The sequence below is a fragment of the Pseudoalteromonas 'SMAR' genome (assembly GCF_048515945.1).
Taxonomy (GTDB): domain Bacteria; phylum Pseudomonadota; class Gammaproteobacteria; order Enterobacterales; family Alteromonadaceae; genus Pseudoalteromonas.
The window spans coordinates 17,200-42,445 of record NZ_JBLWMW010000006.1 but is presented as its reverse complement, the minus strand read 5'-3'; the positions used below and the strand labels follow the sequence as shown (position 1 = coordinate 42,445).

At 44.3% G+C, this 25,246-nt stretch carries 27 protein-coding genes; 19 read left to right on the top strand and 8 right to left on the bottom strand.

Annotated elements, in window-relative coordinates:
• Positions 1-205: 205 nt before the first annotated feature.
• The 3 genes from ACNKW2_RS04380 (at position 206) to ACNKW2_RS04370 (ending at position 3,659) form a co-directional block, all read left to right on the top strand.
• A complete protein-coding gene (locus ACNKW2_RS04380) occupies positions 206-1,762 on the top strand; it encodes a BCCT family transporter (RefSeq protein ID WP_419147506.1) in 1,557 nt (518 codons plus the stop codon).
• Positions 1,763-1,853: 91 nt separating this feature from the next.
• Positions 1,854-2,552 carry a VC0807 family protein gene (locus ACNKW2_RS04375; protein ID WP_419147442.1) on the top strand — a complete coding sequence of 233 codons (699 nt, stop codon included), beginning with the start codon at positions 1,854-1,856 and terminating at the stop codon, positions 2,550-2,552.
• Between the two features lie 78 nt (positions 2,553-2,630).
• Positions 2,631-3,659 carry a metal-dependent hydrolase gene (locus ACNKW2_RS04370; protein ID WP_419147441.1) on the top strand — a complete coding sequence of 343 codons (1,029 nt, stop codon included), beginning with the start codon at positions 2,631-2,633 and terminating at the stop codon, positions 3,657-3,659.
• A gap of 24 nt (positions 3,660-3,683) precedes the next feature.
• On the opposite strand, the gene ACNKW2_RS04365 is transcribed toward ACNKW2_RS04370, so the two are convergent.
• On the bottom strand, positions 3,684-3,863 hold the full coding sequence (locus ACNKW2_RS04365) for a glycine zipper domain-containing protein (RefSeq protein ID WP_419147440.1): 180 nt from the start codon (positions 3,861-3,863) through the stop codon (positions 3,684-3,686).
• Positions 3,864-4,150: 287 nt separating this feature from the next.
• Between ACNKW2_RS04365 and ACNKW2_RS04360 the strand changes: the two genes are divergently transcribed.
• The gene (locus tag ACNKW2_RS04360; RefSeq protein WP_419147439.1) at positions 4,151-5,812 is read left to right on the top strand and encodes a Na/Pi cotransporter family protein; all 1,662 of its coding nucleotides are present in this window, start codon (positions 4,151-4,153) and stop codon (positions 5,810-5,812) included.
• A gap of 62 nt (positions 5,813-5,874) precedes the next feature.
• Here the strand turns inward: ACNKW2_RS04360 and ACNKW2_RS04355 are convergent, their stop codons facing one another.
• The 3 genes from ACNKW2_RS04355 to ACNKW2_RS04345 form a co-directional block, all read right to left on the bottom strand.
• Positions 5,875-6,483, bottom strand: coding sequence for a glutathione S-transferase family protein (locus tag ACNKW2_RS04355; RefSeq protein ID WP_419147438.1), 609 nt, complete (start codon positions 6,481-6,483; stop codon positions 5,875-5,877).
• Positions 6,484-6,516: 33 nt separating this feature from the next.
• Entirely contained in the window at positions 6,517-7,566 is a 1,050-nt protein-coding gene (locus ACNKW2_RS04350; protein ID WP_419147437.1) for an NADP-dependent oxidoreductase, read from the bottom strand.
• Positions 7,567-7,661: 95 nt separating this feature from the next.
• Entirely contained in the window at positions 7,662-8,351 is a 690-nt protein-coding gene (locus tag ACNKW2_RS04345; RefSeq protein WP_419147436.1) for a type 1 glutamine amidotransferase domain-containing protein, read from the bottom strand.
• A gap of 172 nt (positions 8,352-8,523) precedes the next feature.
• Between ACNKW2_RS04345 and ACNKW2_RS04340 the strand changes: the two genes are divergently transcribed.
• The 11 genes from ACNKW2_RS04340 to ACNKW2_RS04290 all read left to right on the top strand — a co-directional run bounded on the left by ACNKW2_RS04340 (position 8,524) and on the right by ACNKW2_RS04290 (position 17,623).
• Positions 8,524-9,438 carry a LysR family transcriptional regulator gene (locus tag ACNKW2_RS04340; protein WP_419147435.1) on the top strand — a complete coding sequence of 305 codons (915 nt, stop codon included), beginning with the start codon at positions 8,524-8,526 and terminating at the stop codon, positions 9,436-9,438.
• A gap of 94 nt (positions 9,439-9,532) precedes the next feature.
• Positions 9,533-9,841, top strand: coding sequence for a hypothetical protein (locus ACNKW2_RS04335; protein ID WP_419147434.1), 309 nt, complete (start codon positions 9,533-9,535; stop codon positions 9,839-9,841).
• Between the two features lie 181 nt (positions 9,842-10,022).
• Positions 10,023-10,487, top strand: coding sequence for a DUF3015 family protein (locus ACNKW2_RS04330; RefSeq protein WP_419147433.1), 465 nt, complete (start codon positions 10,023-10,025; stop codon positions 10,485-10,487).
• A gap of 40 nt (positions 10,488-10,527) precedes the next feature.
• Positions 10,528-12,342 carry an Lnb N-terminal periplasmic domain-containing protein gene (locus tag ACNKW2_RS04325; RefSeq protein WP_419147432.1) on the top strand — a complete coding sequence of 605 codons (1,815 nt, stop codon included), beginning with the start codon at positions 10,528-10,530 and terminating at the stop codon, positions 12,340-12,342.
• 143 nt (positions 12,343-12,485) lie between these two features.
• A complete protein-coding gene (locus ACNKW2_RS04320; protein ID WP_419147431.1) occupies positions 12,486-13,274 on the top strand; it encodes a hypothetical protein in 789 nt (262 codons plus the stop codon).
• 223 nt (positions 13,275-13,497) lie between these two features.
• The gene (locus tag ACNKW2_RS04315; protein ID WP_419147430.1) at positions 13,498-14,277 is read left to right on the top strand and encodes an ion transporter; all 780 of its coding nucleotides are present in this window, start codon (positions 13,498-13,500) and stop codon (positions 14,275-14,277) included.
• Positions 14,278-14,473: 196 nt separating this feature from the next.
• Positions 14,474-14,788 carry a DUF6172 family protein gene (locus ACNKW2_RS04310; RefSeq protein ID WP_419147429.1) on the top strand — a complete coding sequence of 105 codons (315 nt, stop codon included), beginning with the start codon at positions 14,474-14,476 and terminating at the stop codon, positions 14,786-14,788.
• Between the two features lie 326 nt (positions 14,789-15,114).
• Positions 15,115-15,762: a CsgG/HfaB family protein gene (locus ACNKW2_RS04305; protein WP_419147505.1), complete on the top strand. Its 648-nt coding sequence runs from the start codon at positions 15,115-15,117 to the stop codon at positions 15,760-15,762.
• Between the two features lie 8 nt (positions 15,763-15,770).
• Entirely contained in the window at positions 15,771-16,112 is a 342-nt protein-coding gene (locus ACNKW2_RS04300; RefSeq protein WP_419147428.1) for a DUF4810 domain-containing protein, read from the top strand.
• Between the two features lies 1 nt (position 16,113).
• Positions 16,114-16,791, top strand: a complete 678-nt coding sequence (locus tag ACNKW2_RS04295; RefSeq protein WP_419147427.1) for a DUF799 domain-containing protein — start codon at positions 16,114-16,116, stop codon at positions 16,789-16,791.
• A gap of 196 nt (positions 16,792-16,987) precedes the next feature.
• Entirely contained in the window at positions 16,988-17,623 is a 636-nt protein-coding gene (locus ACNKW2_RS04290; RefSeq protein ID WP_419147504.1) for an SDR family oxidoreductase, read from the top strand.
• 52 nt (positions 17,624-17,675) lie between these two features.
• Here the strand turns inward: ACNKW2_RS04290 and ACNKW2_RS04285 are convergent, their stop codons facing one another.
• Both ACNKW2_RS04285 and ACNKW2_RS04280 read right to left on the bottom strand, forming a co-directional pair.
• Positions 17,676-18,707, bottom strand: coding sequence for a fatty acid desaturase (locus ACNKW2_RS04285; RefSeq protein WP_419147426.1), 1,032 nt, complete (start codon positions 18,705-18,707; stop codon positions 17,676-17,678).
• A gap of 176 nt (positions 18,708-18,883) precedes the next feature.
• Positions 18,884-19,321, bottom strand: a complete 438-nt coding sequence (locus tag ACNKW2_RS04280) for an acyl-CoA thioesterase (protein ID WP_419147425.1) — start codon at positions 19,319-19,321, stop codon at positions 18,884-18,886.
• Between the two features lie 379 nt (positions 19,322-19,700).
• Here ACNKW2_RS04280 and ACNKW2_RS04275 point away from each other — a divergent pair, with 379 nt between their 5' ends.
• Positions 19,701-20,015: a hypothetical protein gene (locus ACNKW2_RS04275; RefSeq protein ID WP_419147424.1), complete on the top strand. Its 315-nt coding sequence runs from the start codon at positions 19,701-19,703 to the stop codon at positions 20,013-20,015.
• Between the two features lie 148 nt (positions 20,016-20,163).
• Here ACNKW2_RS04275 and ACNKW2_RS04270 read toward each other — a convergent pair whose 3' ends face one another.
• Positions 20,164-20,598 (bottom strand): hypothetical protein, encoded by a 435-nt coding sequence (locus ACNKW2_RS04270; protein WP_419147423.1) that lies wholly within the window; start codon positions 20,596-20,598, stop codon positions 20,164-20,166.
• A gap of 21 nt (positions 20,599-20,619) precedes the next feature.
• Positions 20,620-21,261 (bottom strand): hypothetical protein, encoded by a 642-nt coding sequence (locus ACNKW2_RS04265; RefSeq protein WP_419147422.1) that lies wholly within the window; start codon positions 21,259-21,261, stop codon positions 20,620-20,622.
• A 421-nt stretch (positions 21,262-21,682) separates the two neighbouring features.
• On the opposite strand from ACNKW2_RS04265, the gene mads1 reads away from it, so the two are divergent.
• Genes mads1 through ACNKW2_RS04250 form a run of 3 tightly spaced genes read left to right on the top strand, consistent with a single transcriptional unit; the run spans position 21,683 to position 25,244 of the window.
• Positions 21,683-21,868, top strand: a complete 186-nt coding sequence (gene mads1, locus ACNKW2_RS04260; RefSeq protein WP_062570374.1) for a methylation-associated defense system helix-turn-helix domain-containing protein MAD1 — start codon at positions 21,683-21,685, stop codon at positions 21,866-21,868.
• Positions 21,869-21,881: 13 nt separating this feature from the next.
• On the top strand, positions 21,882-22,796 hold the full coding sequence (locus ACNKW2_RS04255; protein WP_419147421.1) for a restriction endonuclease: 915 nt from the start codon (positions 21,882-21,884) through the stop codon (positions 22,794-22,796).
• A 3-nt stretch (positions 22,797-22,799) separates the two neighbouring features.
• Positions 22,800-25,244, top strand: a complete 2,445-nt coding sequence (locus ACNKW2_RS04250) for an N-6 DNA methylase (protein WP_419147420.1) — start codon at positions 22,800-22,802, stop codon at positions 25,242-25,244.
• Positions 25,245-25,246: the final 2 nt, after the last annotated feature.

Below are 25,246 nucleotides of genomic sequence, written 5' to 3'. Positions count from 1 at the left end.
CATTCATTCACGATAAAAGCCACACCAAGAACAAAAATAATAACTCTCCGCACAGCAAATAGTTAGCAAATGCTTGGCGTAAAACCATGGCGTATCGGCCATCACAGCAGTTATAATGGTCGGTTTCGCCCGTTACGTCGTAGCGTAAACGCAACACCAAGCAACAACCGAGTATTTTTGCTTAACTGAAGTTTGATGAGGAAACATTATCCATTTAACCACAACACCCTCGAACCCACTTGGGGTAGATAAACCGTTATTTGTCATCACCGCAGGGTTTATCGCTCTGTTTTGTCTGTTAGCCGTCGTTGACCTCGGTACCCTATCGGCCCTAGTTGATAGCAGCTTTGCTTGGTCGGCGCGCTACTTTGGCCTGTACTGGCAATTACTGTTACTGGCTACTTTCTTGATCAGTATTGTGATCGTATTTATGCCTGGAGCAGGCAGAAAACTGGGCGATACCGAGCAACCCGAGTTCACCGCCTTTCAATGGGGGGCCATGATCATGTGTACTCTCCTTGCAGGTGGTGGCGTCTTTTGGGCGGCCGGAGAGCCCATGGCTCACTTTTTAACCCTGCCACCGCTATTTGAGCATATAGCAGCAAGTAGCAAAGCAGCGGTGCCATACGCTTTAGCTCAGGCTTATTTACATTGGGGCTTTTTGGCTTGGGCCATACTGGGCAGTCTTACCACCATAATGTTTATGCATTACCATTATGAAAAAGGCTTACCGCTGGCTCCGAGAACCCTGCTGTATCCGGTGTTTAAACAGCGCGCAATAAGCGGCCCTATTGCGACTTTAACCGACGCGGTGTGCATTATCGCGGTTGTCGCAGGCACCGTAGGGCCCATCGGCTTTTTGGGATTGCAAGTCAGCTATGGCCTCGAGGCGCTGTTCGGTATCCCTGATAGCACCACCACCCAAGTAATAGTCATTGCCGTACTCACAGCCCTATTTGTCCTTTCGGCTGTATCTGGCGTGACCAAAGGCATCCAAATTTTAAGCCGTTTAAACATGTACTTAGCGCTGGGTTTATTGGCTTTTATTATTGTTGCAGGCACCAGCGCGTTTATTTTCACCAGCTTTTTTGCCAGCCTTGTCACTCACCTTGAGCATTTCTTTGCCCTGGCACTGCACCGTGGCGATGCCGGGCTATTCAATGAAGCTGGCTGGCTAGGTTGGTGGACGGTGTTTTTCTGGGGCTGGTTTTTAGGCTATGGCCCTATGATGGCCATTTTTATTGCCCGTATTTCTCGTGGCCGCTCTATTCGTGCAATTATTATAATGCTGTCGGTGGTTGCGCCATTAATCACCATGTTTTGGTTTACTATTGTTGGCGGCACTGGCCTGGGCTTAGAGTTAGAAACGCCCAACACCATTGCCAAGGCCTTTGAGGGCTTTAATCTGCCCGCAGCGCTGATTGCCATCACCCAAGCGCTCCCCTTGGGTGGCCTAGTATCCTTTTTATTTTTGCTACTGACTATGACGTTTGTTGCCACCACCGGCGACTCCATGACCTATGTGTTGTCTGTATCGACGTCAAAATCCGAGCACCCGTCAGTGCAAGTTCGGGTATTTTGGGGCGTGGCCATGGGCTTAATGGCAGCCATTTTAATTGTGATAGGCTCTGGCGGCATCGATAAGTTGCAGGCCTTTATTGTGGTCACCGCAGTGCCCGTTTCCATTATTTTGTTGCCATCGCTTTGGGATGCGCCAAGAATCGTGATGACTCGCTCAACACAAAAAGCCCACACTAGCTAACAAATAGGCAACTTTGGGCCTGCCTCAAAGTTGCCCCGCTCAGCGGCTTGCCGTACACTCATCACTATTAGAAGTATTTCGATAAGAGGGTGTGGTGTCAGCGACCAATCAAAAGCAGTCTGGCTTTTTTAGCCAAATGATTTTTAACATTATTATTCCTGTGGTTATTCTAACCCGCTTTTCTGGTGAAGAAGATCTCGGCCCAACTCTTGGAGTCATTATCGCACTGGCTTTTCCGCTAGGGTTTGGTTTGTGGGAGCGCAAGAATACCGGAAAATTTAACTTTATTTCAGGCTTAGGAATTGTTTCAGTGCTACTCACTGGCGGAATAAGCCTGCTGCAGCTCGATGCTAAATACATAGCCATCAAAGAGGCCTTAGTGCCAGGCCTCATTGGCATCGCCATTATTGTCAGTCAGTACACTAAATACCCACTGCTAAAAACATTACTGTTTAACGACACCGTTATGGACATTGCTAAAATAGAGCAGGCATTGGCAGATAAAGGCAATACGCAAAAGCTGCGCAAAGTGCAAATTGTCGCCTCGAACATTCTGGCTGGTTCGTTTTTCCTATCTTCCGTTTTAAACTATGTACTGGCGAAAATGATTGTCGTCAGCCCAGCAGGCACTGAGGCTTATAACAATGAACTTGGCCGCATGACCGCCCTAAGCTACCCGGTTATTATGGTGCCAACCATGATCATCTTTTTTATCGCCATGTACTACCTTATTACCTCACTAAAGAAGCTCACTGGATTGGAGTTGGAAGAGCTCTTTCATGAGCAATAACAACTAAGCCATTACGGCGAAGATCGGCCCATGGCCTAAATGAGTATAACTAGCAAGATTGGCAAATAGGTAGACACATTGGACTCAATTACACAAGTGGCATTAGGCAGTGCCGTGGGCTATGCCGCCCTTGGCAGCAAGCTAGGTCGAAAAGCGCTATTGGTGGGTGCCGCATTTGGCACCTTACCCGACTTAGATGTCTTAATTGATTTTGGTGGCGCCGTGGAAAACTTTGTTTTTCACCGCAGTTTTAGCCATTCATTACTCATCCAACTGATGCTGAGCCCCCTATTTGCCTGGTTATTGCTGCGTTTTCAGTGGTCAAAGCCGGTCTCTTTGATGCGCTGGAGCGTTGCCCTATTTGCTATCATGAGCACCCATGCTCTGCTCGATGCCTTCACTGTGTACGGTACCCAATTGCTCTGGCCGTTGACTGATTACCCCTTTGGAGTGTCGAGTATTTTTATTATTGACCCTGCCTACTCAGTGCCACTGTTGTGCGCGGTGATTGCCCTGGCTTTTATAAAAAGCCCTGCTACCGGGCAGCGTCTTAACATCGCCGTACTAACACTTAGTTGTGGTTATCTTGCTTGGAGTGTGGCAGCAAAGTGGTACATAGATGACAAAATCAAAGCCGCCATGACGGCCCAGAACATGACTTACTTGGCTTATGAAAGCACGCCTTCGGCTTTCAACACCTTATTGTGGCGCGCTGTTGCAACCACTCCTTCGGGGCATTATGAAATTTATGCTTCGATATTTGATAACCCAGAAGAAGTCAGCATTGCCTTTTACCCCACTGAAAACACCTTACTGGATAAACTCAGCAACGAACGTAGAGTGCGCTTACTGCAGCAATTCACCAAAGGCCTATATGGCATTTATTTAGAAAATAATCAGCTAATTTTCAGTGACTTGAGAATGGGAGTTGAAGGGTTTTACGTGTTTTCTTTTGTTATTGCTAAACAGTCGCAACAAACTCTGGAATTTGCCGATTTTAAACAGCTGGAACGGCGCCCACCGCTATCACGCGCCAGCAAGTTGTTTGAGCGCATCACCGATCCTAGCATCAAATTAAACTTTCAAAGCGACATACAGCCCGACTAAGGCCATAACACGATAATGACGGGGTTACTCTTCAGAGCCACTTTGCTTGGTTTTACAGCCTCGCTTGGCATTGGTAAAAGCAATCCCTAAGGCCACACCAATGGCAATGCCAACTCCGACGTTATCAAACAGGGCTTCACCAAAGACAACCCCCAAAGCCACGCCAACCGCTATCCATGTCCCCTTTTGTTTGTTATTCGACATCCTACCTCACTTACTCATTTAACCTATCGAGTTATACTCAATGAACTTGTTGATGTGCTCGGTTCTCTACCTGCCTATAACCAAGCGAAGATAACGGCTTTGTTGCTATTGTAAAACCGCACTAGGTCACTATAGCCTAATTTACAACCAGCGTCTTGCAGCCCCAAACACAACCGCGCCTTATTCAACGCAAACGTTGTTGCCTAAGATTTATTTAGGCAATAAACAACACTTCGGCTAGACTTATAATAATCAATAAATTCAAAGCAATATACGAGTAATCAACGATGGAAACGATAACCTTACTCGGTACCTTACTGGGCGGCATAGGCATCTTTTTAGTTGCCATAAACATGATGACCGATGGCCTAAAGCTCGCTGCAGGTGAGTCGTTACGTCATGTTTTAGCAACATGGACTAAAACACCACAGCGCGGAGTCGCAGCGGGGTTTTGCATGACCGCCTTGGTGCAGTCTTCCAGTGCCGTTACGGTGGCCTCACTGGGGTTTGTTAACGCTGGTCTTATTACCATGTACCAAGCCTTAGGGGTGGTGTATGGCGCCAATGTTGGCACCACCATTACCGGCTGGTTAGTGGCGGCAGTGGGGTTTAAATTCAATATTCAAGCCATTGCTTTGCCCCTAATTGGCTTCGGCGCATTACTAAAATTACTACGGCCGCAAACGCGCTTGGCAGCCACTGGTATTGCTTTGGTGGGCTTTGGCTTATTTTTTATTGGTGTCGATGTGCTTAAAGGCGCATTTGAAAGTGTGGTCGCCACCTTTGATTTAAGTGCGCTTGAGGCCGATGGGCTGACTGGCATGGTTACCTTTTTGCTGGTCGGCATCGTAATGACCACCTTAACCCAATCATCCAGTGCTTCCATTGCCTTAACTATCACCGCAGCGGCCAGTGGTATTATTGATATTTACGCGGCAGGCGCCATGGTGATCGGTGCTAATGTGGGTACCACTTCCACCGCCATACTTGCGGCCATTGGCGCTACCTCAAATGCCAAACGCGTGGCCGCAGCCCAAGTGGTGTTTAACTTATTAACCGCAGTGATTGCTTTTGCCATCTTACCGGTGTTGTTTTACTTGATCCGGCAATTTACTGGTTTGATCAATCTTACGCCCAACCCAGCCTTATCGTTGGCCCTGTTTCACACTCTCTTTAACCTCTTAGGCGTCATTATTATTTTCCCTGTGAACCAGTACCTTGCTAACTTTTTAATGAAGCGTTTTTGTAGTGCCGAAGAAAACGCCTCGCGACCGCGTTTTTTAGACAAAACCATCGCTGCCACACCTTCTCTGGCAACTAATGCACTGCTGTTAGAATTAAAACTGGTGGCAGATAAACTGCTGGCGCAATTTGATAAAACCTCGGAGCTTGGAAACCAGCACGCAATCGAGCAAGAGATAAAAGTGCTGCAGTCACTATGTCAGCAAATCAGTAACTTTATTGTTAGCGTTGAACAGGCGGCTTTATCACAACATACCACCGCTTTGTTGGCTAAGCTGATGCGGGTTGAACACTATTTATTTACTTGCTGCCATTGTGTTGAAAAGCTGGCGCGGTTAACCCCGAATAAGGCGCTGATGGGGCAGCAACAGCTGCATTCGCAATTCAGCGAGTATCAAAAACAACTGAGCCACTTTATGAAAACCAGTCTAGCAAAAGAGCTAACGGCCGCCAGCGAGTTAACCTCGGCCACTGAGCAGTTACAAAGCTTACATGACGACGTTAAAGACGATCTTATTTTGGCAGGTACCCATGCCACCTTAGCGGTAGACAAAATGGTACAAAACATTAATGCCTTAGCGGAAATGTGGCAGCTGTCGCAGCAGTGGCAAAAAGCCATGTTGCTGTTGTACCAAGTGGAGTCGCAATTAGATAACTCCCAAGCCGATGAGCTCGAGCAGCATGGTTCGCTTGAGATAAGCCGTTGACAAACAAAACGCGGATCAAAGTAACTTAACTACCCTCTGATCCGCGATTGCATTTATATCACTTAGCCGTGGCGCTTCGCGGCTTGATAAGCCGGCCTTGCTTGCACTTTTTCTAAGTATTTTTGAATATTGTGATATTGCTCTAACTTGCCGAGCTTAGCGGCCACTTCGAATAAAAACGTCATCATAATGTCGGCTGCAGTAAACTCGCTACCGGCAAAGTATTCTTGTTCAGCTAAGGTTGCATCAATATAAGCCAAGTCAACGGCAACTTCTTTGCCAATATAGCCATCCATCGGCTGATCGCCTGAGCGCGTTTCCATGCTCATTAATAAGGTGGTGATCATTGGCAGTGCCAGCGAACCTTCAGCAAAGTGTAACCACTCAAGGTAGCGGTAGTACTCTGGGGTGCCAGCTTGTGGCCGCAGTGTCGACTCTGGTGCTTGGTCAAGCAAATACTCCATGATGGCGCCCGACTCACACAAGGTGGTCTCACCATCCACTAAAATAGGTGCTTTCCCTAAAGGATGCACCGCTTTTAGGCTCTCTGGTGCTAGGCGAGTTGCGGCATCGCGCTCATGCTTTACGATGTCATGAGCCAACTCGAGCTCATTTAAGAGCCACAACACTCGAGTTGAGCGCGATTCGTTTAAATGGTGAACAGTTAACATGGTGTTTATCCTTATATCATTAATATCGTGCGGTTATACCAGCTCATCGGGGCCTAAGCGCACCACTAACTTGCCAAAGTTTTTGCCCTCAAGTAGGCCAATAAAGGCATCCACGGTATTGTCCATACCGTCAACTAAATGCTCTTTGTATTTGATTTTCCCCGCTTGTAACCAAGGCACCATGGCATCACTGAACTCTTGATAACGATGACCATAATCATCAAACACAATAAAACCTTGCATTTTAATACGCTTAACTAATAGCATCGCCATTAGAGCCGACATGCGATCTGGCCCTTCTGGTAGCTCGGTGGCATTGTATTGTGAAATGAGTCCACACACTGGAATACGAGCACTTGAGTTCAGTAGCGGCATAACTGCATCAAAGACCTTACCACCGACGTTTTCAAAATAGACATCAATCCCAGCATCACAAGCATCTGCAAGCTGCTCGGCAAAATTATCGCTGCGATGGTCGATGCAAGCATCAAAGCCCAACTCTTCGCTAGCATAACGGCACTTTTCGCTGCCACCAGCAATACCAACCACTTTACAGCCTTGCAGTTTAGCAATTTGCCCCACTAAGCTGCCTACCGCCCCGGTTGCTGCGGCCACGACTACGGTCTCACCGGCTTTGGGCTGACCAATGTCCATCAAGCCCATGTAGGCGGTTAAACCGGGCATGCCTAACACCCCTAGGCTATAAGACGGTTTTGTGATGTTATTATCAAGCTTCAACAGCTCAGAGCCATCAGACAGGCTGTAATCTTGCCACCCGGCCATGGCCAACACCCAATCGCCCTGAGCAAACTTGGGGTTATTAGACTGCTCAACACGGCAAACCGTGCCCCCGACCATAACATCACCAACGGCCACAGGCTCAGCATACGATTTGGCATCACTCATGCGGCCACGCATGTAAGGATCAAGAGATAAAAACACCGTGCGTAGCAGCACTTCGCCAGCTTTTGGTGTCGGTATGTCACGATGTTGCAGTTTGAAGTTTTCTTGGCTTGGTGCACCGTGGGGTCTAGATGCCAAGGTGAGTTGTCGGTTACTTTCTCGGGTTTGTGACTGGCTCATTATTTACTCCTTTAACGTACTGTAGACTGGCATAGCAATCCGCTTAATTAAGCGGATCGCTATTAACAGCGTTATATCAATTAGTATTGAACGCTTTACTGATTTAAAAAGGTCAGCATTTTCTCGGCCACTAACTCAGAGCTTGCGGGGTTTTGACCGCTGAAGATAAGGCCGTCTCGTACCGCAAATACACTCCAGTCTTCTACTTTTTGGTAGTCTGCGCCACGCTTAAGCAACTCATCTTCTAATAAGAAAGGGACTACCTCTGTGAGGCCAACAGCAGCTTCTTCACTGTTGGTGAATCCTGAAACCGCTTTATCTTTAACTAAATAGTCGCCAGAATCTGTTTTAACATCCATTAGTACAGCGGTCGCGTGACACACAGCACCAACGGGTTTATCCGCTGCAAGAAAGTCTTTAATCAATGAAATCGACTGTTCATTGCCAGCCAAGTCCCACAGTGGGCCATGACCGCCTGGGTAAAACACAGCATCAAACTCTGCCGCATCTACTTCACTAAGCGCTTTGGTATTGGCGATAAGCGCTTGTGCAGTATCGTCTTTATAAAAACGTTCAGTACTGGCAGTTTGAAAATCTTCGGTCTCACTGTTGGGGTCGATAGGGGCAGTACCGCCTTTAGGAGAAGCCACTGTCACTGCCATCCCGGCATCAACAAAGGCATAGTAAGGTGCGGCAAACTCTTCTGCCCAGAACCCAGTTTTATTACCGGTATCACCGAGTTCTGAATGTGATGTTACTACCATTAATACTTTCTTCGTTGCCATGATTATCACCTCTGTTTCATTAATGTTCACTACACAGACTGAGAGTTTTCTCTGTCTGTATTCGATTAACGATTAGTGTATGGGCCAAAACAAGGTCAAACAATGCAGACAAAACCTAACTCTTTGTTCAAATAATTGATACAATCAACATTCAGTAAGTGGGGAGCTAGGTATGGATATTTCGTTTGAACGCCTAAAAAGCATGGTGGTATTTGCTCAAGTGGTAGAGCAAGGTACGTTAAGTGGTGCGGCAAGGCACCTCAATTTATCTCGGGCGGTGGTGAGTTATCATATCAAAAAGCTGGAAACCCAGTTAGGCATCAAACTGCTAAACCGCTCCACCAGAACCATTTCTCTAACCCAAGCGGGCAGTGAGTATTACCAGCGTTGCCGGGTGATTGCCGAGCAAGCGGCAGCAGCCAATCAACAAATCGAAAACCATAAAAACGAGCCCGAGGGGCTGATTAAGATCACCTGCCCTGTTAATGTTGGCTTGCAGACCATAGTGCCTGCTTTAAACCAATTTCGTGCCCTATACCCCAAAATCCAGCTCGATATTATGCTCACCGATGAGGTGGTTAATATCATTAAAGCAGGCATTGATTTAGCCATTCGCGGTGCCCCTCTGCCCGATTCTGGCTTGCAAGCCACGAAACTCTCAGTATTAAAAACCTGTTTATGTGGCTCACCCGCTTATTTTGAACAACATGGTACGCCCAAACACCCTACCGACCTATACCATCATCAATGGGTGATTTATAAGCTCACTGCGGGAACACTGGAATTAACAAAGGGGTCTCGTAGTTATAGCATTAGCATGCAAGGTGGAGTAAGCACCAATAACGCAGCAGCCCGCACCGCTTTTGTTGAAGGCGGTCATGGCTTAGGGCGGATCCCGATATACGACGCCTATCCTAAAATTCAAGCCGGTACGCTGGTTTCCGTTCTCGACGATTACAGCATGAAAGACATTCATGTTTACGGCGTTTTTCCTGAAGGCAATACCAACGCTAAAAAAGTACGCTTGTTGCTGGACTTTTTAAAGGGATACTTTAAACAAAACCTGCCAGAGCCAAGTATAAATTAATCGGCTTACTCCCTTATAAAACAGTACCTCAATAGTGCTTTTAATTGGCTGTTTAAGATATACTTTTGGTTTATGGATGTAACCTAGGACCCCCATGAAGAAACTGTCAAAAGTACAACTTAAGCAACAAGCGCTAGTAATGAGTGTTGCAGATCAGATTGAAGCCGAAGCGCTGGCGGAAATTCCGGGTATGGTGCAGTGCTGGTTCGATGTGGAATACCATCTATTTCCCGGCTCGTTGCTGCTGTGTTTTCAGTTCGAAGATGACAGCGCCCTCAATGCCGCCCAGCCAGAGTTATTAAAGTGGCAAAAAAAGCTCAGCGCCGCCATGTTAAAAAAAGGCGTGATCTTAAAAGATATGCGCAAGCACTTAACCTTCACATTGCTTGGGCCTGATGATTAGAGCTGTTAATTCACGCTAATTTCATACTCCCAGACACGAGTATCCTCTACTTGAGCAATAATAGAGCAATTAACCCCCATTACAAATAATTGTATTAGTCACCTATTGTTTAACAAAGGGGGACGGTATAGAATCGCGCTCCCACATGTCGGGATATAAAATTAAAATAAGGATTTAATTCATGCTAAAAGCAACTCTTTCTGCGGCAGTACTTGCAGGCGCTTTCTTAGCGGCTCCAGCACAAGCGCAAAACATCAACCCTTGGCAACAATGTGGTATCGGCGCAATGATCTTTCCAGACAATGGAGCGGCAGCTGCAGTCTCAAATATTATTTGGGACCTTGGTACAACCGCTGTATCAACAAAGATCTCTTCGCAAGAATCTTGTGCTGGTGCAAATGTAAAAACAGCGATGTTTATTCAACAAACGTTCCCGGTTCTTGAACAAGAAATTGCTCAGGGTGAAGGTGAGTACGTTGCAGCTATGCTAAACGTACGTGGCTGTGATGCGACTGCACACGCAGATATTGTGACAGCGATCCGTAATGATTACGCACAAAAACCAGCGACTGACGCACAATCGCTGTACAACATTGTTGAAAGCAAAGTAACTAGCCAATTTGCTGCTAATTGCTCTGTCATCTAAGCAATCGAAGTGGGCATAACTGCCCACTTATGCTCCAGCTATGCTGCGACTATTCCTATTAACAGCCTTATGCTTACTGGTTCACACTACCAGTTGGGCTAAACCTGACTATACACAGCTTGCCAAACACCCTACTTGGTTAAAGTTAGGCCACTATAAAGCCCCTTTATTCAATAAAAGTTACGTTACCAGCGATCACTTTTTCCTTGCAGAGAATGGCCATACCAACCCCCACGCAGAATTACTTGCAACGGTTGCCGAGTTTAATCAACACCCCGAGAGCCAGTGTCGTTTCCCGGCTAGATACCAATGGCTTAATGCACAGGGGGTAACATTTACTTCAGCTAAGTCGGCATGCCCTGATTTGACACAGTGGCGAGACGCACAGAAAATACAGTCTGTCAGTTTAGTTTTTGCCTCAGGGTACATGAGTAACCCGGCTTCTTTGTATGGCCACATGTTGTTGAAATTAAACCGCGCCACAGAAACACACAGCAAGCTTCTTGATTACAGTATAAATTATGGCGCTTTAGTCCCTGACAATGAAAATGGTTTGGTGTACATCGCCAAAGGCTTATTTGGTGGCTATCAGGCAGGCTTTTCCGATCAGCTATTTTATCGTCATCGCCATAATTATGGTGAAGTTGAGCTAAGGGATTTATGGGAGTATCAGCTCAATCTTACAGATACTGAAGTACAGTTAATTAGTAACCATATTTGGGAGCTGATGGGAACAGACTATACTTATTATTTTGCTGATGAAAACTGTGCCTATCACATCGCCCGAGTCATTGAATTGGTGGTCGGAGATAAGCTCACACCAGACCTATCACCTTGGGTGATCCCAGTCACTATTTTTTCCAATTTAGCTCAAAGCCAACATAATGGTGAGTCATTAATTAAAAAAGTACAGTTCACACCATCAAGAAGTAGCGCTTTTTATCAACTACAGCAACAGCTAAGCCCAAAAGAACGCGAGTTCGCCCAACGCATATATGCACAAAAATCGCTACTAGAAAGCGCAGAGTTTAACTCATTGCCACTTAGCAGCAAAAAAAGAATCATTGAAGTTTTATTTGAGTTTGTACAGTTACAGCAGCTAAAAAAGCACCGACCAGAGCATAATCAAACGTTAAAAAAAGCGCTCATTAAATCACGATTGGCACTGCCTCCAGGTAACGAGCTTAGCGCTGAGCAATATCAGCAAAGCGCCCCACATAAGGCACAAAAGCCATCAAGCTATTCACTTTCGGGAGCATCGACGAATCATACAGAATTCGCCAAAGCAGGCTTTAGGCTGAGTTATTTCGACTCCTTAGCCAGTGATATTGCCAGAGTGCCTTTTTCTAATTTAGAAATGCTTGATGTCGAAGTCGCGATAAAAGACTCTACACTCTACTTAGATAAGCTTCATATTCTTGATTTAGAGTCATTTAACCCAGCTTACACTGATTGGCCTAATGATGGCGGCTGGGCTTGGCAGCTAAGTGCCGGCTTTGAACGCGATAGAGCAAGCTGTAACCACTGCAGCAATACTTTTATTGCTGGCGGTGTCGGCAAATCACTGCTTCTCAACAACGACAAAACCCTCTTTTATGGCTTTGTAAATGGTTACATGGGAGAGCTTGCCAACACTTCACATCACCTTGAGGGAAGCGTAGAAGTTGGAGTGCTCACTGATGTTTATCGTGGAGTAAAGCTAAGAGCGAGCATTGAACGTTCATACGAACGTGCAACCTTAGATAAAAAAGTTGAAGTTGTTATGCCAATACATCAAGACTTAGATATTCGCTTTGCTTATCAGCGCAAACAACAAACGCTTTGGCAATTAAAGGTTAACTACTACTGGGATTAAAAGTATAGATTCATTCTGTTGAACACTAAAAGTTCACCTTGGGTGGCCTGGTATCTAGTATATCGCCGCGGGCCGATTCCATCCTTGCCCTTTTTGCAGTAAGCTTGTAGCCATGTTCTTAACCCAAACAAAAGGTAACCGCGTTGAGCAAGAGAATAGAGCCTGAACTGCCTAGTATTATGCCCGATATCGATCAGGTTGAAGCCTACAAGCAGTCTACTGGCGCAGCGAATAATAAAGCGTCGGCAGCACAACCCGACAGCACCACAAAAACAGCACCGGCCAAATCAACCGGGATCACCACTTGGTTGGGGGCGGTTGCCATCATTGCCCTTGCTGCGGGCAGTTATGGTTTGTACCAACAAAATCAAGCGACTAAAGCACAACTGTTCGCCTCTGAACAGCGAATTGCTGAGCTTGAGCGCACCCTTTCTGCCACCGGCGAAGAAATGGGTGAATCGGCAGGAGCTATGCGAGCTAAGCTCTCTGAATTAACCGAGAAAACCGATGAACTGTGGAGCCAGATGGATAAACTATGGGCCTCGGCATGGCGTCGTAACCAGTCTGAAATTAAAGAGTTACAAAAGCAAACCAACAATATTGCCAGCACCCAACAACAGCAAGGCGACACGCAATCGGATGTCGCTGCCACCGTGCAAACCCTGTCGCAGGCGCAGAATGAAATCACTTTAAAAATGTCGTTAATGCAAGAGCAAGTAGAAACCGCTCAAACTCTAAAAAGCCAGCTGGCCTCTTTAAACGAAGACCTAGACAAGCTTAAAGCACAATCGCAGGAGCGCAGTGCACAACAAGTTGAGATAGGCAGTAGCATGGCGCAGCTAGAAATGACGCAAAACGCCTTAACCGAAAAAGTAGAACGTTTAGAGCGTCAACTATCAAGCACCGCCAAGGTTGGGCAAAACCTGAACTAGCGCAGCGCTGTTACGCCACAGATAATGACTTAAATCTTATTCCGCCATACCGTAAAACGACTCAGTTGAGTCGCTTTACGGCAAACGGCTTCTAGTTGTGTAACCACCTCGCGGTTGTTCATCACCGCAGCCAAAATAACTCTTGAAAAATACGCAGTTGCCCCACATTATGGCTTACCTTTGCGTTTTTCATTTTCGAGTTATGACATCCTCTAACACCTTTATGTCAAAGTTAACTGCACTGGTTGAAGCGCAGTTTTTTCAAAACTTTTTAATCGCTGTGATTTTATTTAATGCGATAACCTTAGGCTTAGAAACCACCCAGTTTGGTAAAGACAATGCCTCTATATTGCATAAAATCGACCTCGTGGTATTGGTTATTTTTAGCCTAGAACTGTTATTAAAACTGATTGTCTATCGATTCAGGTTCTTTAAGTCGGGTTGGAATTGCTTCGACTTTATTATTGTTGCCATTTCGTGGGCGCCGTCGAGCGGTGCACTTTCGGTACTACGTGCCTTTCGGATTTTACGGGTGTTACGGCTATTCTCTGTGGTGCCACAAATGCGCAGAGTCATTGGTGCTCTTGGCCACTCGCTACCAGGCATGGCCTCGGTAGTTGGGGTGCTGGGGATCGTGTTCTATGTTTCGGCGGTACTCACCACTAAGCTGTTTGGCCAACACCCCGACCCCAACATGCAAGAGTGGTTTGGCAGCATCAGTGCCTCTGCTTACACCCTCTTTCAGGTAATGACCTTAGAGAGCTGGTCAATGGGCATTGTGCGCCCGACCATGGAGCTGTTCCCGCACTCGTGGCTATTTTTTGTGCCATTTATTATTATCACCAGCTTTGCGGTGCTTAACTTATTTATTGGTATTATTGTCGATGCCATGCAAACCATGCATGAGGAAGAGGGCAAACCCGACCAAGTGTTTGTTACTCGGCAAGACATTGCTCGAGTCGAAGCCAAGCTCGATGAGTTACTTAAACGCGAGCAGCAATAACAGCACAGAAGAGAAGTCGCGCAGTTGCGGCTTCTTATTCGCTCAGCAATACACGCCTTGCTCGCCAACAATTGAAATATCACGTAAAATAAGTCATTCCCTTTTTGTATTTATGTCACATCACCATTAGGCTTAGTACATATCCATTTTTACTCTGGCAATTTCGCCATTGAGTATTTCTTGCTTGAAGGCAACTATGAAAAAAACATTTGAACTTACTCACCCTAAAATTAAACTCGCAAGACGTGTTGACGCCGTTAAGCATGAGCTTAAAAAGTACTTAAAGCGTGAGCGCAATAAAACCTTACCAGCTGGCGCTGATTACTGGGACTTTGATTGCAAGTTTGGCAACACAGAAGCCGAAGCCGAACCGGTGCACGTATCGCAGCTTAATAAATTGATTGATAAAACCCAGCAAGAAGAACGCACCAGTTTCTATGTTGAAATTTTAGCTAAACCAGCGGTAAGACAAAGCAACCTTGGCGCTGATGACGAGGCTGACGAAGAATAAATCCAGCCTAGCTTCTTCTGGCCTCAATGACGCTACCTGTAGCAAATGGCATTGGGGCTAGCTTTTAGCAAACAACGCCACTGTAAAATTAAACGAGTACTCTACCTCCCCTTGCTGATATTGGTTGCTACAAAGCACCAAACAAATAAATACCATTACATTTTATAAATATTTTTTGCGCTTTTTTACTTGCTCAGGCGCGCAGTACCATGAACAATAGTTACAGTACATTTAACTCATCACTTCCTCTGTTGTAATGGAAGATAACTAGTCATTATTAGTAGGGATCCCCTGTGAATAAACAAATACCTCATCAAATTAAAACCATGGCTTTGGCATTAGGCACTTGTGCTTTTTTAAGCGCGTGTGCCACCACCTCTTCACAAGTGATAGAAACACCGAAAGTGGCAAGTTACAACACCCAATATACAGGAGAGAAAAGTAAGCTTGTGGTGGGTAACTTTGTCAACCGTTCAAGCTTCCAAAATGGTATTTTTTCAAGCGGTGAAGACAAGCTTGGCAACCAAGCCAAAACCACCTTGATGAGTCACTTGCAGCAAACTAACCGCTTTCGAATATTAGATAGAGCCAACCTAGAGCTACTGGCACAAGAAGCACAACACGCTGGTACCACACAAAGTATTGCCGGTGCTAAGTATGTTGTTACTGGTGATGTTACCGAGTTTGGTCGTAAAGCCATTGGCGACAAACAGCTATTTGGCATTTTGGGCAAAGGCAAGTCGCAAATAGCTTATGCCAAAGTCACCCTGAATGTGGTGGATGTCAGTACCTCAGAGGTGGTTTACTCCGTTCAAGGTGCTGGCGAATATAGCCTGTCTGAACGTGAAGTGATCGGTTTTGGCAGCACAGCAAGTTATGACTCAACTCTCAATGGTAAAGTGCTCGATTTAGCTATAAGAGAGGTAGTAAATAAATTAGTGAACGGTCTTGAGACTGGCGCGTGGACAAACTAAGGGTAAGCATGAAAAAGTCCCCTTTGGTCCTGTTAGCCATTATGGTTTTAGCTGGCTGTGAAACCACAGCCCCGCTTTACTATCATGGTCAATATAACACCGCAGTGTATAGTTACTTTAAAGCAGAAGATGTCACCCTCAAAGAGCAAATTGGGGTGTTGCAAGAGCTCATTGAAACCGCTGCAGCAAACAACAAACACGTAGCGCCGGGGGTGCATGCTCATTTAGGGATGCTTTATTTTGAAACCGGTAATGCCACCTTGGGTAAACAACATTTTGAAACAGAAATGGCATTATTTCCCGAGTCCAAACACTACCTCACGTTTTTATTAAAGTCTGCCGGAGTGTAATATGCGCCAAATACTGTTAACTCTCCTGCTCGCGGTACTATTATTGGCTGCCGGTTGTGTTAGTACGCCAGAAGGCCAAGATTACTCTGAGTTTCGGGCTGCAGATCCGCATTCTATTCTGGTTTTGCCTCCGATTAATAACACCCCAGAAGTAATTGCTCCTTATAGTTTAATGTCACAAATATACCGCCCTATTGCGGAATCAGGCTACTACGTATTCCCAGCAGCGGTAGTGGCACAAACCTTTAAAAACAATGGTCTTACGGTGGCTAGCGATACCCATGCCGTACCAGTGGCTAAGCTGCATGAAATATTTGCTGCTGATGCCGCGCTTTATATCACCATCGAAGAATATGGCACCAGCTATGTGGTGATTTCGAGCGAAACCAGAGTCACCGCCTCCGCTACACTCGTTGATCTTAGGTCTGGCACAGTGCTATGGCAAGGTAAAGCCACAGCTTCATCTGCTGAAACCCAAGATAATAGTGATAGTGGATTGCTTGGTATGCTCGTTGAAGCAGCCCTAACGCAAGTGCTGGAAAGCGTTTCCGATAAAGGCTTTGATATTGCTGCCATTACGGCCAACCGACTGCTCTCATCAGAAGCGTATAACGGCTTACTTCACGGCCCACGTTCACCCAAATATGGTCAGCCTGCGAAAAGTGAAAAAGCCAAATAACCTATTTAAGCTGTTGTTTACTCATGTATGCAACAGCTTTTCTTCACGTTTCTCTAAACAATAAAAAGCCACACACCTGCTCTACTCAATCCGCAACATGACCGCCTTGTTTTAATAAAAAAACTCACCGGGGGTTTAAATCTCAGAGGCCATCCCAAGGTCTTAATGTAAGCGAACAAAGCGAAAAAGGAGTGCGATTATGAAGACCTTAATTATTGGTGCTAGCGGTCAAATCGGTAAAATGACCACCGAAAAAATGCTTAAAAAGGGGCACGATGTGGTGGCATTGGTACGCGACAAAACTAAGCTTGCCGATATCAACTCAGAACAGCTCCGCATTGTTGAACAAGACTTAGAGGGCGATTTTAGCGCCGCTTTTGATAACGTTGAGCAAGTGATTTTTAGCGCCGGCTCTAGCGCCAGCACAGGCCCAGATAAAACCTTATTGATTGATTTATGGGCTGCGGTTAAAGCCATTGATTACGCCGTAAAAGCCGGTGTAAAACACTTTATTATGGTCAGCTCCATTGGCGCCGACAACCCAGATCAAATAGAGGGCGACATCAAGCCCTACTTGGTGGCCAAACACATGGCCGACCAACACCTGCAACAGAGTATTTTAAACTATACCCTAGTACGCCCTGGCAGCTTGCAAAATGAGCCGGCTACCGGTGGCTATACCACAACCTGGCCAGAGCAAAGAGAGCAGGCAGTAATTAACCGTGAAAACGTCGCTGAGGCACTGGTGTATTTAGCTGAGCAACATCCAGAAAACCTCACCTTTGAGCTTTTTAACGGCGAGCAGCCCATCGAACAAGCTCTCGCAAAGTAAACCAATGCAACTCCCAAGGCGCTTGCCTTGGGAGCCTTACGCTCCCTCAGCCCTACTCTTTTACCAAGGCCACCTTGTCAGTTTGCTCAACAGGCGTTGCAGCTGGGTACTTATTCGCATGCCTGATGCTTTCAAGGTCATTAAAACGCACGCCATGCTCGGCCATAATCGGGTGTATTTTTTTACTGATCCACTGGCGAATATAAAAGGGTTGATTAGGCACAAAATGATGAATGGTGTGAGTACGACCAAAATCAAAACAAAACAGCTGAAAGGGCAAAAACCAGCGGCTAGTAAGCACATGCGTTTGCTCTAACACATTACTCACACCACCGTAATAATGCATTGAAGAGGTGATCAGGTTCAAAGAGGTTGAACGAATCATATTGGGCACAATCAGCACCACCATTAAAAACTCAGCCAGCGCCAGTAATTCGGCTCCCCACTGTGGCACAGCAAAAGGGTGCAGCCACTGCAGTGCATGATAAGCAATCACGCCATACAAGATGGCAAAATACGCCGTGGTGATTGGAAAACCAGCATTAAAGACCTGTAAAAAGCGAAAGCCACGAATTTCTTGACTAAAACGCTTCGCGTTTATTAATAAGCCGAGCAGCCCATCAACAATGACCAGCCCCCGTAACCAAGGCGACTTAATGCCATTACCCACTAAGCGCTCTTCTAAATCTTGCTCGGTTCCAGAGACTTTATGGTGGTGCAGGTGTATTTTCCTGCGATACCAAGGGTTCACCGTATTTGGCCGCATTAACCACACCACCAGCATCATAACATTATGGATAAATGGCCGATGACTGAAATACTGTTTATGGATAAGGTCGTGCTCAAGTTCATGAGAAACGGAAGTGATCAAAGCCGCTAAAATAATACATAACCAAGCCGGAATAAGCGCAAAATAGTACAGCGCAGCCACACCAATCAATGCGCCAAACGACACCAGCAAGATCACCATGGCAATGCCATTTTGCCAATCTAATATAGGGTAACGTGCCCTAAGCGCTTGCTCTTCTGCTTTAATCGCGGTCACTATCGCTTTTATGTTGTGCTTTGCGGTTACTGTCGACATGACTTACTTTACTCACTTAATGATAGTAAAAGCATATCGTAAAGCGCCCGCACACTCGAGCAAATGCGCTAGAAAAAATAAAGCGCACACCTGGTTGCCTGTGCGCTCAGTAATATAAGCCAGCCTGTAGCAGCGACTTTATATCGCAACCGCTTGCCACAGCCAGACTCAAATTACTACTGGTTATCATCCAGCTCGTATTGTTTCAAAATGGCTAGCATGTTTTCTGGGATCGGGGCCTTTTGCCCTGTTTTCATATTAAACATCACCACGTTGGCATACCCCGTTGTGCAAATCGCTTGCTGCGACTCACTATATGCCTCATAGCGCATAGTAAAACGGTCTTCTTTAATATCGGTAATGTACGAGCCAATATGTAAGGTATCTGGAAACGTCACCGGGCGTTTGTACTGCGCATAAGTATCGCGCAACACTGGGCTATGCGTGGGCTCTGATAAAACAGAAAGTAACCCTGTTTGGGTTAAAAAATCGATTCGCGCGGTTTCAAAATAACGAAAGTACGAGACATTATTGACGTGCCCTAAGGCATCCATTTCGCCCCACACCACGTTAATTTTGGTGGTAATTGCAAACTTGTCGAAAAATTCCTGCATGATGTTGCCTTTAATTTTGGTTATAGACTTTGAGAGTAACAACTCATCGTACCAGCAACAAGCGCTATGCGATAAGCCTAAGTGAGTAACATTGAGCGCTCAATGTACTTCCCTTGAATGAAATGAGCCACATGCGCCAAAGCGCAGACAATTAAAGTGAGCCACAAGGCAGTCAAAGTAATAAAGCCAGCGCCAAAAAAGTTACATAGCAACTGAAGAAACAAAAAATTGACACCCCAGAAAGATAGCCACCAAGCTCGAAGAAGCATGATTTTTTCAATATTTTCAATACCTAACAAATAACATAAAACATATGCAAGCTTGGTTTGAAAAATGCATCTGAAAGAAAATCGGAATGTAACTTAGCGATGTCAACAGTATGAATAAAAGCGCAAACACAGTGTATGTTTTAAGCGGCTACGCCAAATGCTCTGTTACCGAACAGGGCAAGTACAAACCCGGCAACAAACACTCCATCGGCCTACTAACAACCGATGAAAATTATCAAAATAACATCAGTAAGCTGAAGAGTTTTATTAAAAACCTCGGCTGGGAATCCATCACCTTCTGCATGGTTGAAGAGGTCAACGACATCAGCACTTTGTCGAACGACGTGCTGATATCCAGCTTTCTTCGGGCCCAGAAAAATGGCCAGTCATTGGTGGTCAATGACCTGCCAATTACTGTGCATTAAGTAATAAATAAAACTGGGTAGGAGCGGCTTTACGGCGCACTCTCTAATCGAGAGGTTATGACACCTGAAATGATAGACACTCATTTAAGATGAAGAGGGCTTTATCTACCATCTTTTAGCAACTTAATTGAGCTTTACTTGGTTTCATTTAGCGTTCCTCAATTGAAACCAAGTAAAACTCACTGCCTTCACCTTCAGTAAAAGAGCAAGATAAAACCAAGACCCCTTCTTGTACAACTAATGCCTTAGTGTCTTCAGCCCACTGAACAAAGTCTTCCATGGAGCATTGTGGGTCTTGTAAACTATATGTTTTATTTGCCAGCATTGATGAAATTACGCCAGGGTTTTGAGTTAGGTACTCATTTAACGCTTCTTTACTCTCTAGAACCTTGTACCCTGCTACACACCCTTCAAGACAATACAGCAACTCTCCAAAGTCAATCTCAACCATGGTGGCACTTTCAACGATATCGATGAGTCGGTAAATCAGTTCATCAGGGAATGTACTATCAAAGCGCTCTACGACAAGCTGATATAGTTCGTCTATTTCTTCTTTCAAAAATGGAACCCACTCTCTTGCCACCAATGTCACCTTGCTTAAACTTTACTTTCCAACGTACTTAAACTCCCACACACCACCCTGTAGTTCGGAACCTGTTCGGCTCCTCTTGGTGCTGGTGAGCGGCTTATTGTCTTCATCCACAAACATCGCCTTCTCAAACGTTACTTTTACGATACCTGCTTCGTAACCAAGCTCTTCCATTTGTTCATCCACAACTGCTTGCAGCTCATCTCTGCGTTTGTCCAGTAAGTGTTCACTTCTGTGAGTTACAGCCACTAGGTAGTTCGTTTCCGTGCGGTGGCCCGGCGGAGAAAAAATGCAAACAGCAGAAAGTCTCAGAGCATCAGCTATAAGCCCTTTTAAACCGATGTGACGTTTGAACTCAACAAGATGTCTAACCTTTTTACTTTTTTTAGAGCGGATCACCATGTCCACTTTACCTTTGCCTAAAAGTCTAGAGTTGTAACTTGAATCCTCTACTTCCAAATCAACTTCGTCAATAAGCTCCCCAACTGTTGTCTCCATTGAAAATGTGAAAATCTTAAAATGATCATGTACTTTCTCAGCGACTTTTACGCTAAGGAAATATTCTGGGAGGTCGTTGATTGACTTACCAGTGAGCTTGAATGCTTCAGCAGAACTTTCACTAAGGGCAGATGCAAGTACCTTGCGAATTGATCTCATAAATACTCCTTTTTTAACAGAGGTTGCAGGGTTATGACTTTACTAATAAATACACTCAGCAGAAACAGCCTATGTTGCTTGAGAACCCTAAAAATTTAATAAGTGTAATTAGCGAGGGGACTGTCACTATTAATAACAAGCAGCTTTGATTGTCTCCTTACAAAAACAATATAAACTTTTTAAGTTCATTGCACTATACCTGATAATAATATTAATGTTCTATTGACTCCTCATAATTAAGTATTTCAACGAAAGATAAGACCCTACTTTTAAGGCCTATGCAAAATTGGCCGAAAACTTTTTTAAAAAGACTTTTAATCGCTCATAAAACCAGCAAAAAGACAATCAAGATCGCTTGCGATCAATTGCTAATTCCTCAATTTTCTCATACTATCAATTTGTTCATATACAGAGATTAAACATGGCCGATGATATTTTGACCATTCAAGAGGTCGCAACCTACTTAAAGCTAAATGAAAAGACGGCATATCGTCTTGCAAGTGAAGGCAAATTGCCTGGTTTTAAAGTGGGTGGTAGTTGGCGCTTTAAGCGCGTAGATTTGGAAAAGTGGATTGAAGAACAAAAGAGTCCTCAACCAAAAGAATAAATAAGGATGTTATATGATCCCTAGTTATCAAGAATTCATGCGCCCCTTTCTCGAAATTGCTCATCAAGCTGATGGCAAAGAAGTTAGATTACGCGATGTGATAAATCAGTTAGCTGATAAGTTCTGTCTAACTGAAGCTGAACGTGAAGAGACACTGCCAAGCGGCAGACAATCTATTCTTGATAACCGTGTTGGTTGGGCTAGGACTTACCTAACCAAAGCAGGCTTGCTTGAAACCACACGACGAGCACATTTTGTGATCACCGCTCGTGGTATATCTGCTTTGCAAGATCCCAGTGTTAAAATTGACAATGACTATCTAAAGCAATTTGACGAATTTGTAGCATTTAAGCAAAAGACAAATGAATCTGATACGCCTAGCGTTGACGTAGAGTCAGACAAAGACATCACCCCGGATGAAGCGCTAAGAGCTGCTTACAAAAAGATTAACGATGCATTAGCGCAAGATATTCTCGATAGAACCCGTAAAGTCACGCCTGCCTTTTTTGAAGATTTACTGATAGAGCTTCTCGTTGCTATGGGCTATGGCGGTACAGGTGAAGGTGCTGCCCATGCATTAGGAAAGACTGGCGACAATGGTGTAGACGGCGTAATAGACCAAGATCCACTTGGTGTTGATCAAATCTATATCCAAGCCAAGCGTTATGCCGAAGGCAATAACGTAAGTGCTGGAGACATCCGAGATTTCTTTGGTGCTTTGAACCTCAAAAAAGCACAGAAAGGAATTTTTATAACCACCTCCGACTTCACTGCATCAGCCATCGAGACTGCGCAAAACTTAGGTACTCGCATTGTGCTTATTAATGGCACTGAATTAGCGAAGCTAATGCTGCGATATAACATCGGTAGCCGTGACGAACAGGTGTTACACCTGAAGAAAATAGACGAAGAATTTTTTGAAGGCTAACAGGTGAAAATAACTCAATCTGAATTGCAAGATTATCTCTTAAAAGCTACAGGTCTAATACGTGGCAGTAATAACGCCTACGAAGTCAAAGAATACATCTTCGCCATGTTATTTTTAAAGCGCTGCAACGATACATTTCAAGCACGTCAAGAAGAAATCATAAAAGAACAATTGTTAAATGGCACCAGCCAAAAAGAAGCAGAGGAAATCGCAGAAAACGAGATGTCGTACAGAAGCTTATTTTTTGTGCCACCGACCTCTCGCTGGAACTATCTTGTCAATCAAGCTCATAAAAATATTGGCAACTACCTAAATGAAGCGCTTGGTGGATTAGAAAAATGTAATTGCTCACTAAAAGGTATTTTTAGCTCTATCGACTTCAACCGTAAAATTTACGGAGGTTCGAAGAATGACTCCAGTTTACGAGAACTTATTAACCATTTTACTGCACTAGATTTATCTGATCGTAACAAAGAAGCTCAAGAACTATTGCACAAATCCTATGAATATCTAATTAGTGTCTTTGCAGAAACTGCGGGCAAGAAAGGAGGTGAATTTTTCACACCAAGACCTGTAACAAAATTAATGGCGGGGATAATAAAACCAAATGAAACTCATAAGGTTTACGATCCTTGCTGTGGTTCTGGCGGCATGTTTATCGCATCCAAAGAGTACATAGATCTGCATGGTGGCGATGGACGCGCACTTGCTTGCTACGGGCAAGACATTAATAGAACAACTTGGTCATTAGCCAGAATGAATATGTTACTACATGGCTTAAGTAACTGTACGTTAGAGCAGAAAGATTCTCTATACCATTCACAACGTGCAGTGTGCAATGGTGAAGTTATAAAGTTTGATCGTATTCTTTCTAATCCGCCCTTTTCAATGAAATATGATCAAACTTCATCGGGCCCTCGAATAGCTGACTTAGTGTTCATTCAGCACATGATTGATGCATGTTCTGATGAAGGAAAAGTCGCGACTATAACTTCTCTAGGTGCATTGTTTCGAGGCGGAGAAGAGCTAAATATCAGAAAAAGTATTGTTAACGATGACTTACTTGAAGCAGTAATTTCTCTACCAGCAAATTTATTTTACGGTACTGGTATTCCTGCTGCGGTACTTATTTTCAATAAAAATAAAGAAGCCGCTAAAAGAAACAAAACGATTTTTATCGATGCAAGTCATGACTTTTTAAAAGACAAAAATATAAACCGGTTAAGAGAAGAAGACTTATCTAAGATAATCCATGCCTATGATGAGTTTAAAGACCTAGGCTGTTACGCAAAATTAGTCGTTCTAGATGATATTCGCAAAAAAAACTATGACTTAACGACCAAAAGATACGTAGATAATTCTCCTGTTTTAAAAAAAATAAATGAACTTAACAAGCACCACCAATCTTTTGAAGAATATGGATTTTCTCAAGAACACCCTAACTGTATAGTTCGCTCTATTAGCACACCGAATAATACACCTAAAGATAATTCAATAGTAATTAGAAGGCTCATCCTGGGTAAAAAAGACTATTTCAAGCACCATGAGATAGATGCAAAGCGAAGACATGATTATTTCGAAATAGAGTTTGACGACACTATCGTTTCAAGCATATATGTAGAGCTATTTTTTGAATCTGAGTTAGGAAAGTTAACGTTACTAAACCTCCCTAGTGGTAGCTATTCATATAGGTTAACAAAGCAAGATATTGAAAGCTTAACAATTTATCTTCCATCACAAGAGGAACAAGAGAAGATTCTCATCTTGGCTAAAAAACTTGATGTTGCTAGAGAGCAGCTAGCTGGCTACAAAAGAGATCTACTTACTAAGCCATCGCTATATCAGGAAGTTGAATCGAGAACGGATGACTTTGTATATGAACTCTCTTCATTGGATGAAGTTAGCAGAGTTAAGCAACTCATTAAAATAAACGAAACGCAGCGAATTGAATTCAAACAAACTTTTTTCGCCAATGCCGATGATTTAGGTCAAGAGTTCAGTAAGGGCGACAAAGAATACAAGAAAAATTGTAAAGCAGAGCAATATAAAATCATTAAAAATATAGCAACCTTTTTAAACACAGATGGAGGCACACTATTGATTGGTGTGACTGATGATAGCCAGGTCTGCGGTATTGAAATGGAAATGCAGCATATCAAAGAAGTTAAAGCGGAAGGCTATATTAAGCGCCTTGCTGAACTTGTAGCAAATTTGATTGGCGAAAGTAATAATAAGTGGGTTGAATACTCTGCCGTTGAAGTTGATGAAAAAACTATTATCGTAATTGATTGCCAACCAGCTACAAAGCCAGTTTTAATCCCTACCAAAAATAGTGATGGGAAAATTCAAAGCAAACCAACTGAGTTTATTATTAGGCAAGGAACCGCGTCTAAAACTCTTTACGGTTATGAACTGTTAGAATACATAGAATCACATTTTAAGAAGTAAAC

Coding starts and splice junctions, on each gene's coding strand:
- ACNKW2_RS04265 (WP_419147422.1), bottom strand. CDS start 21,261: ATGAGATCAATTCGCAAGGTACTTGCATCTGCCCTTAGTGAAAGTTCT.
- ACNKW2_RS04355 (WP_419147438.1), bottom strand. CDS start 6,483: ATGTTAACTGTTCACCATTTAAACGAATCGCGCTCAACTCGAGTGTTG.
- ACNKW2_RS04300 (WP_419147428.1), top strand. CDS start 15,771: ATGAAAAAGTCCCCTTTGGTCCTGTTAGCCATTATGGTTTTAGCTGGC.
- ACNKW2_RS04305 (WP_419147505.1), top strand. CDS start 15,115: ATGGCTTTGGCATTAGGCACTTGTGCTTTTTTAAGCGCGTGTGCCACC.
- mads1 (WP_062570374.1), top strand. CDS start 21,683: ATGGCCGATGATATTTTGACCATTCAAGAGGTCGCAACCTACTTAAAG.
- ACNKW2_RS04255 (WP_419147421.1), top strand. CDS start 21,882: ATGATCCCTAGTTATCAAGAATTCATGCGCCCCTTTCTCGAAATTGCT.
- ACNKW2_RS04365 (WP_419147440.1), bottom strand. CDS start 3,863: ATGTCGAATAACAAACAAAAGGGGACATGGATAGCGGTTGGCGTGGCT.
- ACNKW2_RS04330 (WP_419147433.1), top strand. CDS start 10,023: ATGCTAAAAGCAACTCTTTCTGCGGCAGTACTTGCAGGCGCTTTCTTA.
- ACNKW2_RS04315 (WP_419147430.1), top strand. CDS start 13,498: ATGTCAAAGTTAACTGCACTGGTTGAAGCGCAGTTTTTTCAAAACTTT.
- ACNKW2_RS04280 (WP_419147425.1), bottom strand. CDS start 19,321: ATGCAGGAATTTTTCGACAAGTTTGCAATTACCACCAAAATTAACGTG.
- ACNKW2_RS04350 (WP_419147437.1), bottom strand. CDS start 7,566: ATGAGCCAGTCACAAACCCGAGAAAGTAACCGACAACTCACCTTGGCA.
- ACNKW2_RS04285 (WP_419147426.1), bottom strand. CDS start 18,707: ATGTCGACAGTAACCGCAAAGCACAACATAAAAGCGATAGTGACCGCG.
- ACNKW2_RS04335 (WP_419147434.1), top strand. CDS start 9,533: ATGAAGAAACTGTCAAAAGTACAACTTAAGCAACAAGCGCTAGTAATG.
- ACNKW2_RS04310 (WP_419147429.1), top strand. CDS start 14,474: ATGAAAAAAACATTTGAACTTACTCACCCTAAAATTAAACTCGCAAGA.
- ACNKW2_RS04275 (WP_419147424.1), top strand. CDS start 19,701: ATGAATAAAAGCGCAAACACAGTGTATGTTTTAAGCGGCTACGCCAAA.
- ACNKW2_RS04360 (WP_419147439.1), top strand. CDS start 4,151: ATGGAAACGATAACCTTACTCGGTACCTTACTGGGCGGCATAGGCATC.
- ACNKW2_RS04295 (WP_419147427.1), top strand. CDS start 16,114: ATGCGCCAAATACTGTTAACTCTCCTGCTCGCGGTACTATTATTGGCT.
- ACNKW2_RS04325 (WP_419147432.1), top strand. CDS start 10,528: ATGCTGCGACTATTCCTATTAACAGCCTTATGCTTACTGGTTCACACT.
- ACNKW2_RS04345 (WP_419147436.1), bottom strand. CDS start 8,351: ATGGCAACGAAGAAAGTATTAATGGTAGTAACATCACATTCAGAACTC.
- ACNKW2_RS04340 (WP_419147435.1), top strand. CDS start 8,524: ATGGATATTTCGTTTGAACGCCTAAAAAGCATGGTGGTATTTGCTCAA.